We start from the raw sequence: 16,819 nt of genomic DNA on the forward strand, positions 1-16,819 counted from the left end.
GTCGTTTACGAACGACCGTGCTAAATTCCTGCCAGCACTTGCAGTCACGCAACCCTACATTCGGCTGGCATGGCCGGCACCCCGGGAGGCAGCACGATGAGCCTGTTGATGTCGCGACGCGATCTCGCGTTCCTGCTGTATGACTGGCTCGACGCCGAGGCGCTCGCCGCGCTGCCGCGCTACGCGGAGCACGGTCGCGAGACGTTCGATGCGGTGCTCGACACCAGCGAGCGGATTGCCGAAGACCTGTTCGCGCCGCACGCGGCGCGCGGCGACCGCGAGGAGCCGCGGTTCGACGGCGAACGCGTGACGCTTATTCCGGAGGTCGAACCGGCCGTGCGCGCGTTCGCGGACGCCGGGCTCATCGCCGCGGGTCACGACGAAGCGCTCGGCGGCATGCGCTTGCCGAAGCTGGTCGAAGCCGCGTCGTTCCTGTTCTTCCAGGCCGCGAACATCGCGACGGCCGCGTACCCGTTCCTGACCGTCGCCAATGCGAACCTGCTCGTCGCGCACGGCAGCGCCGCGCAGATCGACGCATTCGCCCGCCCGGAGCTGGAAGGGCGTTTCCTCGGCACGATGTGTCTATCCGAACCGCAAGCCGGTTCGTCGCTGTCCGACATTGCGACACGCGCCGATTTCGAACGCGATTCGCCGCTCGGCGCGCGCTACCGGCTGACCGGCAACAAGATGTGGATTTCCGGCGGCGAGCACGAGCTGGCGGAGAACATCGTCCACCTCGTGCTCGCGAAGATTCCCGACGAACACGGCCGGCTGCCGCCCGGCACGCGCGGCATCTCGCTGTTCATCGTGCCGAAGTTCCTGACCGGCGCCGATGCCGGCGCGAACGGCGAGCGCAACGACGTCGTGCTCGCCGGGCTGAACCACAAGATGGGCTATCGCGGCACGACCAATTGCCTGCTGAATTTCGGCGAAGGGACGCGTTATCGGCCGCAAGGGCGTGCGGGCGCGATCGGCTATCTGGTCGGCCAGCCGAATCAAGGGCTGGCGTACATGTTCCACATGATGAACGAAGCGCGCATCGGGGTCGGCGCGGGCGCGGTGGCGCTCGGCTATACCGGTTATCTGCACGCGCTCGACTATGCGCGCAACCGTCCGCAAGGGCGCCCGCTCGGGCCGGGCGGCAAGGATGCGGCCGCGCCGCAGACGCCGATCGTCGGCCATCCGGACGTGCGGCGCATGCTGCTCGCGCAGAAGGCTTATGTCGAAGGCGGTCTCGCGCTGATCCTGTATTGCGCGAGGCAGGTCGACGAAGCGCGCGCGCACGACGATGCGGCGGTGCGCGCCGATGCCGCGCGCCTGCTCGACATCCTGACGCCGATCGCGAAGAGCTGGCCGTCGCAGTGGTGTCTTGCCGCGAACGATCTCGCGATCCAGGTGCACGGCGGTTATGGCTACACGCGCGACTATGCGGTCGAACGGCTCTATCGCGACAATCGCCTGAATCCGATTCACGAAGGCACGCACGGGATCCAGGCGCTCGACCTGCTGGGCCGCAAGGTGAGTCAGGACGACGGCGCGTCGCTGCGCGCGCTCGATGTGCGGATCGGCGCGACCGTCGAGCGCGCGCGAGCGCTGGATGCCGGCACGCGCGAGCAGGCCGATGCATTGGCCCGGCGTTGGACGAGGCTGTGCGACGTGACGCGCCAGTTGAGCGCGATCGGCGATCCGCAGACGCGGCTGGCGAACGCGAGCGTGTATCTCGAAGCGTTCGGCCATCTCGTCGTCGCATGGCTGTGGCTCGACGTGACGCTCGCCGCGCACGGGCACGACGGCGATTTCCACGACGGCAAACGTGCGGCGGCCCGGTACTTTTTCCGCTGGGAACTGCCGAAGGTGGATGCGCAGCTCGACCTGCTGTCGAGCGTCGACACGACGACGCTCGACATGCGCGACGCGTGGTTCTGAACGTGGTTTCGACGATATTCCGGAATGCAGACGATCTTGCCGATGCCGATGGCCATCGCATGCGCGTCGTGAACCGGCCGCGCGGGGGGATCCCGCCCACCGCACCGATGCGCGGCCACGCCGCGCAAGGAGACAGAAGCGCATGAAAGCCCTGTTGTGTACCGCATTCGGCCCGATCGATCGCTTGCGCATCGAGGACGTCGCGATTCCCGAACCGGCTGCCGGGCAGGTCCGGATCCAGGTGAAGGCGGCATCGCTCAATTTTCCCGACGCGCTGATCGTCCAGGGGCTGTATCAGGTGAAACCGGCGCTGCCGTTTTCGCCGGGCGCCGAGTTTGCCGGCGTGATCGACGCGGTCGGCGAGGGTGTCACCGCGTGGCGACCCGGCGATTCGGTGATGGCGTTTACCGGACACGGCGGGTTCGCGGAGCAGTGCGTGGCCGATGCGCACCAGCTCGCCGCCCTGCCGCCGGGAATGACGTTCGAGCAGGGCGCGGCGCTCGTGCTCGCCTACGGCACGTCGCTGCACGCATTGCAGCAGCGCGCGCACCTGCAGGCGGGCGAGACGCTGCTCGTGCTGGGCGCGGCCGGCGGCGTCGGGATCGCCGCGATCGAGATCGCCAAAGCGCTCGGCGCACGCGTGATCGCGGCCGCGTCGAGCGCGGACAAACTCGCGCTGTGTCGCGAAGCGGGCGCCGACGAGACGATCGACTATACGACCGAAGACCTGCGCCGCCGCGTCGACGAGCTGACCGGCGGACGCGGCGCCGACGTCGTCTACGATCCGGTGGGCGGCGCCAGCAGCGAAGCGGCGCTGCGTGCGACCGCGTGGCGTGGCCGGTTCCTCGTGGTCGGCTTCGCGGCCGGCGAGATCCCGAAGATCGCGCTGAACCTCGCGCTGCTGAAGGAGCGCGACATTCTCGGCGTGTTCTGGGGCGATGCGGTGCGGCGCGATCCGGCGCAGCATGCCGCGAACATGCGGCTGCTCGCCGAATGGTTCGCGGCCGGCAAGGTGCGGCCCGCGATCACCGAACGCGTATCGCTGGCCGGCGCGGCCGACGCGATCGCGCGGATGGCGAACCGGCAGGTGAAGGGCAAGGTGGTGATTTTTCCGGACGCGTGATCCGGTTTCGCCGCGCGGCGATTCGAAGCAGGCCGCGCGGCGGGTTCTTCATGAAAGCGGGCACGGTGCGACCTGCTGTAAAGAGCCGCGACCCGGTTTCCGTTCCGTCCAACCTCGATGCTGGAGACTCAGATGACACACGCCCCGCTGCATCTTCATCCCGCTGTCGCGAAATCGCTCGAGACATGGCATGCGATGGTCGAGCGCAAGGATTTCGGCGCGCTGGAATCGATCGTCCATCCGGACGCCGTGTTCCGTTCGCCGATGGCGTTCAAGCCGTACGGGCCGGCGCCCGCGCTGCTGATGGCGCTGCGCACGGTGATCACGATTCTCGAGAATTTCACGTATCACCGCCAGTTCGTGTCCGACGACGGCAAGAGCGTCGTGCTGGAGTTCGGCGCGACCGTCGGCGACAAGGCGTTGAAGGGAATCGACATGATCCGCTTCGACGACGACGGCCGGATCGTCGAGTTCGAGGTCATGATCCGGCCGTTCAATGCGCTGCAGGCGCTCGGCGCGGAAATGGGCGCGCGGCTCGGGCAGCAGTTGCCGGCGTTCAAGACTGGCGGCTGAACAGGGTGGGGCTATGGCGTAGCCGGCTCGCGGCTGCGCTGCGGAACCTGCGCGCGAGGCCGTGCGAAGCGTCGACGAGCCGCGCAGCAAGCGCGCGTTCGGGGTGCGCAACCGGCCGCGAAGGGGGCGACAAACCGGCCGCCGCGCTGGCCGGCGCGATCCTGCTCGTGTGGGCCGATGTCGCCGCACGCACGCTCGCGGCGCCGGAGGATCTGCCGATCGGCATCGTGACCGCACTGTTCGGCAGCCTGTTCTTCGCCGTGCGGCTGCGTCGGTGCTGAGCGCAGGCGCCGTCAGGCGAGGGCGGGCCGAATCCCGTGGCCTGTCTTCATCGAAACGGGATGACCGTGTCCGTGCCGCTGCGGCGGCGCCTATCGGCGTGCGGGGTCGCAACGTCCTGCGCGACGTCGAAGAGGCTGTCCGGCAGCGCACGTACGGGCAGCGTGATCACGAAGCGTGCGCCGCCGAGCGCCGAATCCTCGAGCCGCACGTCGCCGCCGTGCACCTGTGCGACGCGCCGCACGATTGCAAGCCCGAGCCCGAAGCCGCCGGTTTGCCGGTCGCGACTCGAGTCGAGCCGCTGGAACGGCTCGAACACGCGGGCGCGCTCGGCGGCCGGGATGCCCGGCCCGTCGTCGTCGACGCTCAGCACGAGCGCCCCGGACCGATCTCGCGTGGCGGCCAGCACGACCTTGCGCGACGCATAGCGGGCGCCGTTACGGATCAGGTTCAGCAGGGCACGGGCGACGAGCTTCGGATCGCATACGTGGGTCGCGGGCGCGTCGAGCGTCGACACGTCGAGTGCGATGCCGCGATCGGCGATGTCGTCCGCGACGTTGCCGGCGACGCTGTCGAGCAGCGCGTCGACGACGACCTCCATCGGCGCGAGCTCGCTCGCACCCTGTTCGAGCCGGCCGATCGTCAGCAGCTCGGTGACGAGCTCGTCGAGTTCGCGCACGTCGCGCCGCAGCGCGTCGCGGCGCTCGCGCATCCGGCCCGTTTCGTCGGAATCGGCGAGCAGCGCGAGCCCGAATTCGAGCCGGGCGAGCGGCGTTTTCAGTTCATGCGAGATGCCGTGCATCATTTCGCGCTGCTGCTTGATCGACGCCTCGATGCGCGCGGCCATGTCGTTGAACTGCTGCGACAGCTCGTAGATGTTCGACTTGCCCGACAGCTTCACGCGCGTCGACAGCATCCCGGCGCCGAATGCGCGCGCGGCGTCCTGCAGCCGGCGAATGTCGCGCCAGTGATGGTGAATCCAGAGCACCACCGCGAACAGCGTCGCGAGCGCGAGCAGCATGTACGCATAGATGCGGATGTCGAGGTCGGGCGCCTCGATCGGCCGCGCATGCAGCACCGAGCCGTCCGCGAGCGGCATGTAGTAATCCTTGCCGTCGTAGCTGATCGCGATTCGGCCGGCATCGAGATCGCGCAGCGGCGCGCCGCTCAGTTGCGCACGCGCGTCGGCCATCGACATGAACCCGAACCCTTCGCGGCCGTGCAACGCCAATTCGCGCAAGGCGAGCTCGCGCTGCGCGCCCGGATGGCGCTCGAGGTAATCGTTCAGCACGAACGCATAGGTCGTCAGCGAGTCGCGCTGCGCCTGCGCGACGCGCTCGTAGAAGATCCGGTCGAACGACAGCTGGATGAAGACGATCGACGCGCCGACGCACAGGATCACGACGAGGTACAACCGGAGCAACGGGCGCAGCATTTACTCGTCCCACGCAGAAGGGCTGAACAGGTAGCCGCGGCCCCAGATCGTCTTGATCTTGTGCGGCTCCGATGACGCGTCCTCGAAGCGGCGGCGCAGCTTCGAGATGCCGGAATCGACCGAGCGGTCGAGCCCGTCGAATTCGATGCCGCGCAATTGCTTGAGGATGTCGTCGCGGCTCAGCACGGTGCCGGCCGCGCGCGCGAGGATCAGCAGCAGGTTGAATTCGGCGGTCTTCAGCTCGACAGGCTCGCCGCGCCACGTGACGGTGCGGTTCGGCGGCGAGATCGTCAGTTCGCCGAATACGAGCGCGTCGGGCGCGACGGCGCTCGCTTCCGCCGCGGCCGGCTGCGCGCGGCGCAACAGCGCACGGGCGCGCGCGACGAGCACGCGCGGCTCGATCGGTTTCGTCACGTAGTCGTCGGCGCCGGTTTCGAGCCCGGCGACCTGGTCGTACACGTCCGCGCGCGCGGTCAGGATCAGCACGGGGACATTGGTGAACGCGCGGATGCGCCGGCAGACTTCCATGCCGTCGAGATTCGGCAGCATCAGGTCGAGTATCACGAGGGCCGGCTGGTGCTCGCGCACCGCAGCGACGGCGAGGTCGCCGCGCCGCACGACCGTCACCGCGAATTCATAGCCGTCGAGGTATTCGCGGACGAGCTGCGCGAGGCGATCGTCGTCCTCGATCAGCAGCACACGGTATTTGAGCGGAACTTCGTTCATGGTCTCCTCAGGATGCGCGCGCCATCTCGTTCCCGGCAGCCCGATGCACGGTGCGGCACGCGAATTCTATCCGGCGGACCGGCTGCCGGGGCAGCGGGGCGACAATCTCGAACAATCGAACACAATTGCGCACAGATTCTCCGCACATTCAGGACAGTCTCGGCGCAGGGCGGCCCCTAGACTGCGGGCTTCGTCACTCGGATCTCGATATTGTGCGCCCATCCCTTCGCCGCTACCGCTATTGCATGCCGCTCGCCGGCCTGACCCTCGCCGCCGCCGCCCACGCGGAAAACCAGTACTCGTTGTCGCTCGGCGGCGGATTCGCACCGCGCTATCAGGGCAGCAACCAGTATCGCGGCGTCGTCGCGCCGTCGTTTTCCGCCACGTTCGGCAACGGCTTCTTCGTCGACAGCACGCAGGGCGCCGGCTACCGGCTGAACCTGCCGCACGGTGCGTTCGTTTCGGCGGCGGTGAGCTACGACGCGGGCCGCGCGGACGAGAACCGCTTCGACCTGCCGGGCTCCGACTATCTGAAGGGGATGGGCCGGATTCCCGGCTCGGTGCTCGTCGGCGTGCGCGCCGGCGTGACGCTCTTCGATGCGGCGGAACTGAGCATCACGGTCGACACGCCGGTGACTCACACGTCGCGCGGCGTGTCGGGGCACGTCGATCTTGCGGTGCCGGTACTCAAGACGTCGCAGCACCAGATCGTCGTGACGGGTACCGTGCATGCGGGCTCGGGACGCTACATGCAGACCTTCTACGGCGTGACCGACGCGCAATCGATGACGAGCCGGTTCCGGCCGTATTCGGTGAGCGGCGGGATCGACAGCGCGGCGATGGCGGTGGCGTGGAACTGGACGCTGACGCGGCACTGGTCGGTGCTCGCGACCGGCGGCGTGACGCGGCTGCTCGGCCGCGCCGGCGACAGCCCGATCGTGCAGTCGCGCAACACCTACTACGGCATCGCGGGCGTGACGTACAAGTTCTGAGCGGATTGCCGGCGCGGGCCGGCGCGCAGGTGCACAGGATCCAGCTGCGTCGCGCCGTCGCTGCGAGCCGCGTGCGGTAACATGCGGGCGGGTTCGGCGTCAGGCCGGCCCTGCGACGCCGGTGCGCCGAGGCGGCTCGGCCGGGTCGCGAAAAGCCGCCGTTCGCCGACCGGCTCCATCAGGAAACGGCCGGCAGCGTGCGGAACCGATCACGCATGCGATGCCCGGTCGTGCACGAATGCCGCACAGGGACCGCCGGGCCGCGACAGGGAGAAACCGATGAAGAACACGATCGCGATGCTCGTTGCACTCGTTGCAGGTGCAACCTTTGCAGGATGTGCGGACATGGACACGAAGCACCCCAACGCTACCGCGGGCGGCGCGGCCAGACCTCCTTTGGCGCCGGGCGCCGCGCAGGTATGCAAGGCGAATGCCGCGCCGGACGATGCGCTGGTCGGCAAGACCGAGACCGATGCGACCGCGCTGCTCGACGGCTGTCTGTGGCGCGTGCTCGAGCGTGACGGGAAGTCGTTACCGGGCACGATGGATTACCGGGAGGAGCGCCGCAATCTCGGCATTCGCGACGGGAAAGTGATCTGGGTGCGGCGCGGGTGAGGCATTCGGCCGCCGACGAAAATCGGTTGCGGTTGATGTCGCTTCCGTGAGTGCGGCTATTGCGGGTATGCACATCGCGCGGCCGATCGGTCGGCAGCACGCGTCGCGATTCATCGCTGCGGGCGCGGTATCGATGGCTGCGGCGGTCGGGCGCCGCATCCGTTGTAGACGGGGCACGCACGACGCGTCCCGTCACGCCGCGACCGTTCCGGATTGCGGCACCGATGCAGTGGTGTCGACAGTCGTCGCCGGCGTGACGAGCATCACGCCCCGTGCGAGCGGGTCGCTGACCGATGCCGTCAATACCGCTTGTCCTTCCTCTGTCGCGTGATCGGCGGCGACGGCCAGCACAGCGAGCGCGAGCGCCGCGCCGCTTGTCCCGTTGGCGAGCCCGAGGTGGCGACTGCGCTCGGCGGCATCATCGCCCCAGATCTGCTCGCTGACCGTCATGACTTCGGTGCGGCGGCTGCGGCGTTGATCGGCGTCGGTGACGAATCCGGGTGTCGACAGGTCGGGGCGTAACGTCGACAAGCGCGTACCCGCCGCAACAAGCAACTGTTCGAGCGTCGTCGCTTCGGCCTTGCCGTGATCGGCGGAACCCGCGCGGCGCGCGGCCGCGAGCCGGTGGATCGACGGGACGGACATCGCATGCGGTGTGTCGGGATGGCCGAGCAGCAACGCACATGCGCCTTCGCCGGGCATCATGCCGTTCGGCCGATCGCGGCCGTAGAGCCGGCCTGCGCGATCCAGCGCGTCGACTGCGTCCTGGCTTGCGGTGGAGTCGAACGCGAGGACGACGTGCAGCTCGCCGGACGATTGCAGGTGCAACGCCTGGATCAGTTCGTCGACGACTGCCCATGCTTGCACGGGATCGGCGACCGTGCGCAGTTGCGCACGGACGATGCCAGGCGCGACGGCTTCCCGCGCTGCATGTGCATCGAGCCATGCCGCGAGCGTGGTGGCGACCGGTTGCCAGCGCTCCGGCATCAGCAGATGGAGCCTGAGCGGCGGCGCGTCGGCGGCCGCGCCGGACAACACGGCATGACGCTCGCGCAATTCGTCGAGTGCGTCGGCGGCCAGCAGCAGCCCGCGCCAGTGCTCGTCCTGCAGCGTTTCCTGCGCGTCGGGCGCAAGCAGGCTCGTATCGAACCGGTCGAGCGACACCGATTCGACGGTGCTCGCGAATACGCCGGTTCCGTCCGGGCGTTGCAGTTCGGGATGAAGCGCGACGGAACGCTCTTCACGGGCCGCCGCATCGATGTCTGCGGTCGTCGCCCCCGTCGGCAGCCTCACGCTGCTGTCGAGCAGCAGGGCCGACCACGTGTGCGACGTTGAATCCCGCGGGGCAGAGGCGTCCGTCGATGCGGACGAACTCGGCGGTGCGGCGGCCGCGAGCGCCGGATGCGGGCCGAGCCCCCGGCGCAGCCATGCCACGCAGACGGCGAGGGCCGCCGGCAGCACGAGCCCGCACAACACCAGTTCCCTGGTGGTGGGTGCATGCCGGGTCGTTTTCCACCAGACGAATACGGCGATCCACACTGCGATGAACAGCGCGGCGACGAATGCCGTCTTGCGCAAGCGCGTGATCATTTCCGTCGATTCTCCCCGTGACATGCGGCGTCGCGTATCAATTGCCGTCGCTGCCCGCCGTCCGGCTTGCGAGCAGCACGGCGCCGCAGGCCGTCTTGTAGCCGTCGCGCGCGACGCCTTCGCCCTGTACGATCATCGTATCGTCGCCGTCGACGATGTAATTCGGGCCGTGGATCGGACACGTCACCGTGTCGTTGCGGCGCGCAATGCCCCGGCCGTCGACCGACGACAGCGTCGACGCACTGGTCACGGTGCCGCCATGGCTGTGCTTGTCCCCAAGGACGATGAAGGGTTGGGTCATCCGGATAGGCCTCCTGGCTGGAATCATCGACGATGCATCGCGACTTTCGCCGCCGGGTGCGGGAGCGCATCGGTCATCGGCAACGTTTTTCGAATCGATTTCGGCTAAATCGGGCATTTATTACCTTTCGGCAATAATTGCCTGTTTCCGATTGAGCCGTAATATAGCTTTCGAACCGAAGGCCGTCATTATCGGACGTGATGCCCGCACGTCAAGGGCTGCTTTTTTAAATCTAGGTCCGTTTGCCTATGGTGCAGCCCGCCTACGTAATCTAAAATAGTAAGCTTGAAATAGGGGTCGCATCATCTGGTCCAGTTGGCGTGCGTTCAGCCAGACAGTGGACGGTGCTGCGGGGCCGCGTGTGTCCTGCCGGTTCGGCATGGCGATCGCGAGGCCGGCAATCGTGCATCATCCCGTGTTGGTCGCACCAATATCTAATTTAAAAACGTCAAATCCTGAGAGAGCGGGACCGCATGAGCGTCATCACGGAATTTGCGTCTCTTTTTGGCGCATTCAATCGCTTGTATTCGCTGGACGGATCCGGCGCGCTGGCCGCGTTTCAAATCGAGCGCTGGACCGGCCGCGAATCGCTCTCCGATCTCTTCGAATGGAACGTCGATGCGCTGTCGACGGATCCCGCACTGGATCTCGACGCGATGCTCGGGCAACGTGTCGCGATTCGTACCACGCTCGCGAACGGCACGACGACGCTGCGCAGCGGTCTCGTCGCCGAGGCCGAGTGCAGGGGTTACGACGCAGGCCTCGCTCGCTATCATCTGCAGATCGTGCCGTGGCTCGCCGCACTCACGCATGCGCGCGACGAGCGAACCTTCGTGAACCAGACGCTTGCCGACGTGCTCGACACGGTGTTCGCGCCGTACGCCGGGATCGCGCGGTGGCGCCTCACGCCGGATGCCAGCCGGCGCCTCGATGCGCTGGAGCCCGTTGCGTATCGCGTGCAGTATCGAACCCATACGCACTACGAATTCGTGCAGCATCTGCTGGCCGAGGCTGGCCTCGGGTTCTGTTTCGTCGAAGACGAGGACGCGCCTAGCGGGCACACGATGCTGGTCTTCGACGACAGCGCGCAACTGGCCGAGGACGATACGTCCGCGCGACGCGGCGGGGTACCGCGCCGCTCGAGCGGGACGGCGACCGGCACCGACGACGTGATCCTCGGAATCGGGCAGTCGCTGTCGCTGACGGCCGATCGCATCACGCTGATCAGCAGCGACTATCGCGTGAACCGGGCGACTACCGCGAGTACGACGCTCGGCCGTCCGGGCGGCGCGCGGGAACTCTACGACGACGTCGGGCCGGAGGCGTTCGACAGCTTGCGCCAAGCGGAAGATACGGTACGGCGCCAGGCCGATGCGATCGTGTCGCGCGCCAGTTTCTGGACCGGCTACGGCACGCTGCGCACGGCGCGCGCAGGACGCGCGCTGAAACTCGTCGATGCCGGTTGGCAGCCCGTGCGCGGCGTCGCGGCGCCCGAGGATTTTCTGCTGACGCGCGTCGAGCATGTCGGGATCAACAATCTGCCGTCCACCGTCATGGAGGCCATCGAACGGCAACTCGGGCCGTTGCCGGCGACGGCGCTCGATCCGCGCGTGGTTCGGCAAGCGCAGGCTTGCGGCTATGCGAACCGGTTCGATGCGGTGCCGCGAACGCAGGTCTGGCGGCCCACGCTGGCCGACGAAACCGGGCAGCGACTCAATCCGGTTCCGACGGCGCTGGGCGCGCAGACGGCGATCGTCGTCGGGCCGGCAGGCGACGCGCGGCCCGGTTCGACGGGACCGGTGCACGTCGATGCGCAGGGGCGGTTACGCGTTCGCTTCCACTGGCAGGCGCAAGACGATGCGGGTACGTATCCGACGCGCGCCATACAACGTCTCGCGAGCGACGGGCACGGCCTTCAGCAGGTACCGCGCATCGGCCATGAAGTCCTCGTGCAGTTTCACCACGGGCTGATCCACCGGCCAATCGTGCTCGGCGGTCTGTTCAATGGCCGCGGCGAAGGCGGCGAGTCGCCTTCGCCGGGCGGAGCGGCCGGCAAGCCGCTCGACGCGTCGATCTACACGCAGGCAGGCGATCATGCGCCGAGCGCGCAGGGCAATCTGGCAAGCGGGCTGAGCCCCGCGTGGCATGGCGCCGGCGGCGGCACGGATCGCCACAATCACGCCGGCGCGCTGTCGGGTTTCAAGAGTCAGGGTTTCGACGGGCAAGGCCACAACCAGCTCGTCGCCGACGATTCCGACGGCATGGGACGCCTGCAGATGGCGACCACGCACGCAGCCACGCAATTGAACCTCGGTCATCTGCGTCATCAGGCGGACAACTATCTCGGCAGTTTCCGTGGCCAGGGCGTCGAATTGCGTTCGGACGCATACGGTGCGATGCGTGCGACGCGCGGCCTGCTGGTGTCGAGCTATGCGCCCGCTGGCGCCGCGCAGCCGGTGGGCGATGCGTCCGCGCTGCAGGGGCTGCTCGCGCGGCACACCGCATTGGTTCGGCGATTCGACCGGACGGCCGATACGCATGGGACGCTGCCGTTCGCCGCGCAGCGCGGCGTGGAACAGGCGGGCCAGTCGTCGCTGAACGGTAGCGCCGCGCCGCTCGATGCGCTTGCGCAGAGTTTCGCGACGACGGTCGGCGCGGACGGTTACGCGCAGGCGTCGGCCGACGCCGCCCGGCGGTCGACGGGCAACGCATTGCCGCACACGGGCGACGCCGTGCTCGGCATCGAGGCACGGGGCGGGTACGGGCTGGTTGCCGGGCAGGCGCTGCAATGGGCGGCCGGCGAAACGCTGTCGCTCGGCAGCGGTGGCGACTTCAATCTCGCCGCTGCGCAGCAGCTGCGCATTCACAGCGGGCAGGGCATCGGCTGGCTGGCCGGCGCGAGCCATGCACAGGGTGTCGGCATCGGCATGATCGCCGGCAAGGACGGACTGACGTTGCAGGCGCAGCGCGATGTGCTGGGCCTGCGCGCGCGCGACGATCTGAAGCTCGCCTCCGCGAGCGCGGACGTCGAGATCGCCGCGAAGAAGACCGTGCATCTCGCGGTGAGCGGGGGGGCGCACGTGACGATCGAAGGTGGCGACGTCACGTTCGGTTGCCCCGGCAAATTCGTCGTGTATGCCGCGCAGCATGCATTCGTGGGCCCTGAGCAACTGAATACGCCGTTGCCGCAGTTTCCCGAAAAGGTTTGTGTCGAATGCCTGCTGCACGCGATGCAGTCGGGCAGCGCACTCGCAGGCAAGGCGATCTGAGCATGACGATCGAGACGACCGACTGGATTGACCACTATCCCGACGACACGCCGGACCGGCTGAATGCGCTGTTCGAGCGCGTGCCGGCCGACCGGCGCTGGCACCTGCTGCTCGACATGGGTTTCGCGCCGGCGCTGCGTGACCGGATGCCCGCGGTCGAGCGCGACGATGCCGTCGTCGTGTTGTACGAAGGTGTGTACGACGGCGACGACCTGCTGGCGATGTCGCCGTGCCTCGTGCCGTTGCCGGCCGACGCGGCGGCGCGCCGGGCGATGCTGGACACCGTGCTGCGCGAGACGTCCGGACGACCGATGGTGAGCCTGCTGCGCGGCGCGCGCGATACGGCCGCACTCGCCGCGCATCTGCGCGGACAGATGGAGGCGAGTGCGGCGGCCGACGGCGAAGCGTTTCTGGTGCGTCTCGCCGATACGCGTTGCCTGCCCGCATGGCTCGCGGCGCTGACGCCCGCACAGCGCCGCCGCTTCACGGACGGCATCGACGCGTGGCACGTATTCGATCGCACCGGGGCGCTCGTTGCGCTCGATTTCGACACCGTGGGCGAGGCGGCGGGCGGCGATGCGGGCGCCGGGCGCGACGGCGAGCCATACTTGCTCGACGACGAACAGATCGAACGGCTTCGACAGGCTGCGAAGATCGACACGCTGATTTTTCATGTTCGCCAGCGTCCGGAGAGTTTCGGCCGTCTGGTGGCTGCGCCCTCGCAAGTCCATGCGTGTGTGAGTGCGGCATGGGCGCGGCACGACGGTCCGCCGGCGGCGGCGTCGCGAGCCGCGCTCGATGCACTTGTGGCGGCCGGGTATCTGGTGACGGAGCTCGCGCCGGCGATGTCGTCCACATAGAACGATGCGGGTTCGCGTGCATGCGACAGCGCACGTGGTTGATAGCGATCCGCGCCGGACGGCGTCGGAGAAGAGGATGAAAAGATGAGTTTGAATGCCGGTTCCACGACGTTTGCCGCTCGGCTGCTGATGTTCACGGCCATCCTGCTCGGGACGGCCGGATGCTCGCGCGCGACCGACGTATCGCCTGCCGAGTCCAGTGCAGCCGGGGCGTCGAGCGTCGCGAGCGCGGTGGCCGCATCCGGCACGTTGGGGCTGAAGCTGAATGCCCTCAACTACACCGACGTTCCGATCGGCACGTTCTACGTCGACGGCACCTGGGGCGGGACGGTACCGGCGCGTATCGGCAGCGGCGGCGGCGCGATCATCTGCTGTGTCGCGTTGCCGAAACAATGGCATCCGGGGCTGACCGTCAACCTGCAGTGGCGGGACGACGACCTGTACAGGAAGGATCCGAAGGCGCTTGCGAGCCGGGTCGTACCGGTCGAGCGCTACGACACATTCTCGGACGGCTTCCTGTGGGTCCTGTTCTTTCCGCACGATCGAATCAAGGTCTATGCGTCTCAGTGGATGCCCGGCTACCGCGGCTTTCCTGAAAATCTCCAGGCGCCCGACGAAGCGTGCCCGGGGAACTTCACGTTGCGCAACAGCGACCCGCAGTGCCGGAATCCCGACAAGAGGATCACGCGATGAGTTTCCGCTTCGCGAGCGCCGACCGACCTGACGTCGGCGTCGTCACACGCGAGGAGCAGGACGCGATCATGCGTCGGCTGCACGACGACGACGGGATGAGCTGCTGCAAGACGCTGCATGTCGGTATCTTTTTCGACGGCACGCGCAACAACGCCGATCGCGATCGCGCGGGCGGCAAGCACAGCAACGTCGCGCGGCTGTTCGACGTGTTTCCGCGCGACAAGTATCACAGTGCCATTTACGTGGCCGGCGTCGGCACGCCGTTCGTCGACGAGATCGGCGACCAGGGCGTTGGGCTGCAGGCCGCCGCCGGCGCCGCGACGGGATGGGCCGGCGAGGGGCGCATCAACTGGGCGCTGCTGCAGATCCACAACGTCGTGCATGCGCACGCGTTCGGCAATTCGCTGTCCGCGGCGCTCGGCAAGAGCGACAAGGAACTCGCGAAGGCCGTCAGCGTCGACCTGAATTTCAAGGGCATCGATCTCGGCGGCAACCCACCCAAGCCGGGCAGTCTCGGCGACATCAACGCGCGCGGCAGTTCGAGCGTCGGTGCGCTCAAGCTGATGGCCGCCGAGCAGAACGGGATCGAACTGACGTGGGATCGCGACACGATCTGGGCGCAGCTCAAGGGCGAAGTCGATACGGCGAACTGGACCGCGACGATGCGCGCGTGGGACGAGAAACGCCGCGTCGCATTGCGGGCCCGGTGCGCGCAGCTGCAGGCGCGCGTTGGAGATCTGCTGGTGAAGGGCAAGCCGAAACTGCAGCGCATTCGCCTGTACGTGTTCGGTTTTTCGCGCGGGGCGGCTGAGGCCCGCACGTTCTCGAACTGGCTGGCCGACGCGCTGGACCCCGATTTCAGCCTGTGCGGCGTGCCCGTGTCGTACGACTTCCTCGGCATCTTCGATACGGTCGCTTCGGTCGGCATCGCGCAAAGCACGGCCGCGACGCTGTTCGACGGGCACGGCGGCTGGGGGCGCAAGGAACTGATGGGCGTGCCGCACTACGTGCGCCGCTGCGTCCATATGGTCGCGGCCCACGAGCCGCGCGGATCGTTCCCGCTCGACCTGATCGATGCGTCGCGGGACGGGCATGAGGAGATCGTCTATCCGGGCGTGCATTCGGACGTCGGCGGCGGTTACGGGCCGGGCGAGCAGGGGCGCGGCACCAGCGATGCGGACAAGCTGTCGCAGGTGCCGCTGCTCGACATGTATCGCGAAGCGCGCAAGGCCGGTGTGCCACTCGATATCAAGGGGCCCGGTGTCGCTGCCGAAGCGGCGGCGGCGTTCGCGATTTCTCCCGCGCTCAAGCGCGCGTTTTCCGCCTATGTGAGCACGAGCGCCGACTATTACTACGCGAAGGAGCACGGCACGCCGGGCCTGATGCGCGCGCACTACGGGCTTTACCTGCGCTGGCGCAAGATGCGGCTCGACAATTTGCGTTCGCAACCGTCGTTTCTCGCCGCCAAGGCTGCCTATCCGCAGGATGCCGTCGATCTCGACAGCGCGAACGAGGAGCTGCGGCTCGAATGGCGCGACCTGCTCGAGTGCGAGAAGGAAGGCGGACCGACGGTGAGTCGGTACGCAGGCAACACGGTCAGCCGGAAGATCACGCAGAACCCGAAGGCGGCGGCCGTCATTTCGCCGGCCGTCCTGCCGATCGCCGCAGGCCTGCAGTCCGCGATTCCGTTCGTCGGCCCGCTGGTGCGCGCGAGCGCCAAGCGTGCCGAGGATTTCTTCCAGTTGCAGCTCGAAGAGAAATGGAAGCAGTGGCTCGAGGTGCGGGGCGACTGGAACATGGGGCCGCCGCAAGCGCCGATCAGCGCGCTGTACGACAACTTCATGCATGACTCGCGCGCGTGGTTCAAGCCGCTGGGCGACGATGACGATGTGTGGAACCTCAAGCAGATCAAGGCGCTGAAAACCCGTCAGGCCGAGTTCGAGCGCCAGCACGCCGAATGGAAGAAGCGCCAGCAACTCGGCATGCCGGGACCGTCGCAGATCATGCAGATGATGGGGGCGGGTGCGCTCGGGCTCGGACCGGCCGCCAACGTCGCGCCGGAGCCTGAACCGCGTTCGCCGCTGACCGCGCAGCAGGCCGACATCCTGAAACGTTACGACGCCGCGCAGCAGGCTGCACGGAAAGCCCGCGCGGCCCGGGATGCCACCGCGCCGACCGACAGCGCCGTGTTGACCGACCCGAAAGTCACCGGCGGCCTCGCGCTGCAGGATTCGGGGCGCGAGTTTTCGTTCGTCTGGGGGTATCTGCGCTGGCGCACCGTCTACGTGAACGGCGTACGCTGGGACGCGCCCCATGTGCCGAGCGTGCAGGAAGACATGGAGGCGATGCGTCAGCAGATGCAGCGCAACGTCGACATGAGCAAGCTGTTCCGATGAACCGATTGGATACGAACCAGCCGGCGCGACACGCATTCGCG

Annotated in this window: 13 protein-coding genes and 1 pseudogene; 10 read left to right on the forward strand and 4 right to left on the reverse strand. The window is 67.8% G+C overall.

Going from position 1 to position 16,819, the window contains the following annotated elements; genetic code table 11:
* The first annotated feature begins 96 nt into the window (after window positions 1-96).
* The 4 genes and pseudogenes from WT24_RS27405 to WT24_RS33735 all read left to right on the forward strand — a co-directional run.
* Window positions 97-1,926, forward strand: coding sequence for an acyl-CoA dehydrogenase (locus WT24_RS27405; protein ID WP_060036383.1), 1,830 nt, complete (start codon window positions 97-99; stop codon window positions 1,924-1,926).
* Window positions 1,927-2,068: 142 nt separating this feature from the next.
* On the forward strand, window positions 2,069-3,049 hold the full coding sequence (locus WT24_RS27410; protein ID WP_059502035.1) for an NADPH:quinone oxidoreductase family protein: 981 nt from the start codon (window positions 2,069-2,071) through the stop codon (window positions 3,047-3,049).
* 132 nt (window positions 3,050-3,181) lie between these two features.
* Entirely contained in the window at window positions 3,182-3,622 is a 441-nt protein-coding gene (locus tag WT24_RS27415; RefSeq protein WP_059792463.1) for a nuclear transport factor 2 family protein, read from the forward strand.
* 134 nt (window positions 3,623-3,756) lie between these two features.
* Window positions 3,757-3,903: pseudogene (locus WT24_RS33735) on the forward strand (iron chelate uptake ABC transporter family permease subunit); the annotation flags it as partial.
* 47 nt (window positions 3,904-3,950) lie between these two features.
* On the opposite strand, the gene WT24_RS27425 reads toward WT24_RS33735, so the two are convergent.
* Together WT24_RS27425 and WT24_RS27430 are read right to left on the reverse strand one after the other, a co-directional pair.
* Window positions 3,951-5,336, reverse strand: coding sequence for an ATP-binding protein (locus WT24_RS27425; protein WP_060036385.1), 1,386 nt, complete (start codon window positions 5,334-5,336; stop codon window positions 3,951-3,953).
* Window positions 5,337-6,062 (reverse strand): response regulator, encoded by a 726-nt coding sequence (locus WT24_RS27430; RefSeq protein WP_034207003.1) that lies wholly within the window; start codon window positions 6,060-6,062, stop codon window positions 5,337-5,339.
* Window positions 6,063-6,307: 245 nt separating this feature from the next.
* Between WT24_RS27430 and WT24_RS27435 the strand changes: the two genes are divergently transcribed.
* The gene (locus WT24_RS27435) at window positions 6,308-7,054 is read left to right on the forward strand and encodes a MipA/OmpV family protein (protein WP_059502046.1); all 747 of its coding nucleotides are present in this window, start codon (window positions 6,308-6,310) and stop codon (window positions 7,052-7,054) included.
* A gap of 279 nt (window positions 7,055-7,333) precedes the next feature.
* On the forward strand, window positions 7,334-7,669 hold the full coding sequence (locus WT24_RS27440) for a hypothetical protein (RefSeq protein ID WP_059502048.1): 336 nt from the start codon (window positions 7,334-7,336) through the stop codon (window positions 7,667-7,669).
* Between the two features lie 192 nt (window positions 7,670-7,861).
* On the opposite strand, the gene WT24_RS27445 is transcribed toward WT24_RS27440, so the two are convergent.
* Both WT24_RS27445 and WT24_RS27450 read right to left on the reverse strand, forming a co-directional pair.
* Window positions 7,862-9,259, reverse strand: a complete 1,398-nt coding sequence (locus WT24_RS27445) for a hypothetical protein (protein WP_060036386.1) — start codon at window positions 9,257-9,259, stop codon at window positions 7,862-7,864.
* Window positions 9,260-9,296: 37 nt separating this feature from the next.
* Window positions 9,297-9,560: a PAAR domain-containing protein gene (locus tag WT24_RS27450; protein ID WP_059792473.1), complete on the reverse strand. Its 264-nt coding sequence runs from the start codon at window positions 9,558-9,560 to the stop codon at window positions 9,297-9,299.
* 473 nt (window positions 9,561-10,033) lie between these two features.
* Between WT24_RS27450 and WT24_RS27455 the strand changes: the two genes are divergently transcribed.
* The 4 genes from WT24_RS27455 to WT24_RS27470 all read left to right on the forward strand — a co-directional run bounded on the left by WT24_RS27455 (window position 10,034) and on the right by WT24_RS27470 (window position 16,778).
* On the forward strand, window positions 10,034-12,829 hold the full coding sequence (locus WT24_RS27455) for a type VI secretion system Vgr family protein (RefSeq protein ID WP_060036387.1): 2,796 nt from the start codon (window positions 10,034-10,036) through the stop codon (window positions 12,827-12,829).
* 2 nt (window positions 12,830-12,831) lie between these two features.
* Complete coding sequence (locus WT24_RS27460; protein WP_060036388.1) at window positions 12,832-13,689, forward strand: DUF4123 domain-containing protein; 858 nt, start codon at window positions 12,832-12,834, stop codon at window positions 13,687-13,689.
* A gap of 84 nt (window positions 13,690-13,773) precedes the next feature.
* Window positions 13,774-14,382 (forward strand): DUF3304 domain-containing protein, encoded by a 609-nt coding sequence (locus WT24_RS27465; RefSeq protein ID WP_059792479.1) that lies wholly within the window; start codon window positions 13,774-13,776, stop codon window positions 14,380-14,382.
* Window positions 14,379-16,778 (forward strand): DUF2235 domain-containing protein, encoded by a 2,400-nt coding sequence (locus WT24_RS27470; protein ID WP_060036389.1) that lies wholly within the window; start codon window positions 14,379-14,381, stop codon window positions 16,776-16,778. Before WT24_RS27465 ends, WT24_RS27470 begins: the two co-directional genes overlap by 4 nt.
* Window positions 16,779-16,819: the final 41 nt, after the last annotated feature.

Source organism: Burkholderia sp. MSMB1078WGS (genome assembly GCF_001528895.1).
Classification (GTDB): Bacteria; Pseudomonadota; Gammaproteobacteria; order Burkholderiales; family Burkholderiaceae; genus Burkholderia.

Coding starts and splice junctions, on each gene's coding strand:
- WT24_RS27405 (WP_060036383.1), top strand. CDS start 97: ATGAGCCTGTTGATGTCGCGACGCGATCTCGCGTTCCTGCTGTATGAC.
- WT24_RS27410 (WP_059502035.1), top strand. CDS start 2,069: ATGAAAGCCCTGTTGTGTACCGCATTCGGCCCGATCGATCGCTTGCGC.
- WT24_RS27415 (WP_059792463.1), top strand. CDS start 3,182: ATGACACACGCCCCGCTGCATCTTCATCCCGCTGTCGCGAAATCGCTC.
- WT24_RS27425 (WP_060036385.1), bottom strand. CDS start 5,336: ATGCTGCGCCCGTTGCTCCGGTTGTACCTCGTCGTGATCCTGTGCGTC.
- WT24_RS27430 (WP_034207003.1), bottom strand. CDS start 6,062: ATGAACGAAGTTCCGCTCAAATACCGTGTGCTGCTGATCGAGGACGAC.
- WT24_RS27435 (WP_059502046.1), top strand. CDS start 6,308: ATGCCGCTCGCCGGCCTGACCCTCGCCGCCGCCGCCCACGCGGAAAAC.
- WT24_RS27440 (WP_059502048.1), top strand. CDS start 7,334: ATGAAGAACACGATCGCGATGCTCGTTGCACTCGTTGCAGGTGCAACC.
- WT24_RS27445 (WP_060036386.1), bottom strand. CDS start 9,259: ATGATCACGCGCTTGCGCAAGACGGCATTCGTCGCCGCGCTGTTCATC.
- WT24_RS27450 (WP_059792473.1), bottom strand. CDS start 9,560: ATGACCCAACCCTTCATCGTCCTTGGGGACAAGCACAGCCATGGCGGC.
- WT24_RS27455 (WP_060036387.1), top strand. CDS start 10,034: ATGAGCGTCATCACGGAATTTGCGTCTCTTTTTGGCGCATTCAATCGC.
- WT24_RS27460 (WP_060036388.1), top strand. CDS start 12,832: ATGACGATCGAGACGACCGACTGGATTGACCACTATCCCGACGACACG.
- WT24_RS27465 (WP_059792479.1), top strand. CDS start 13,774: ATGAGTTTGAATGCCGGTTCCACGACGTTTGCCGCTCGGCTGCTGATG.
- WT24_RS27470 (WP_060036389.1), top strand. CDS start 14,379: ATGAGTTTCCGCTTCGCGAGCGCCGACCGACCTGACGTCGGCGTCGTC.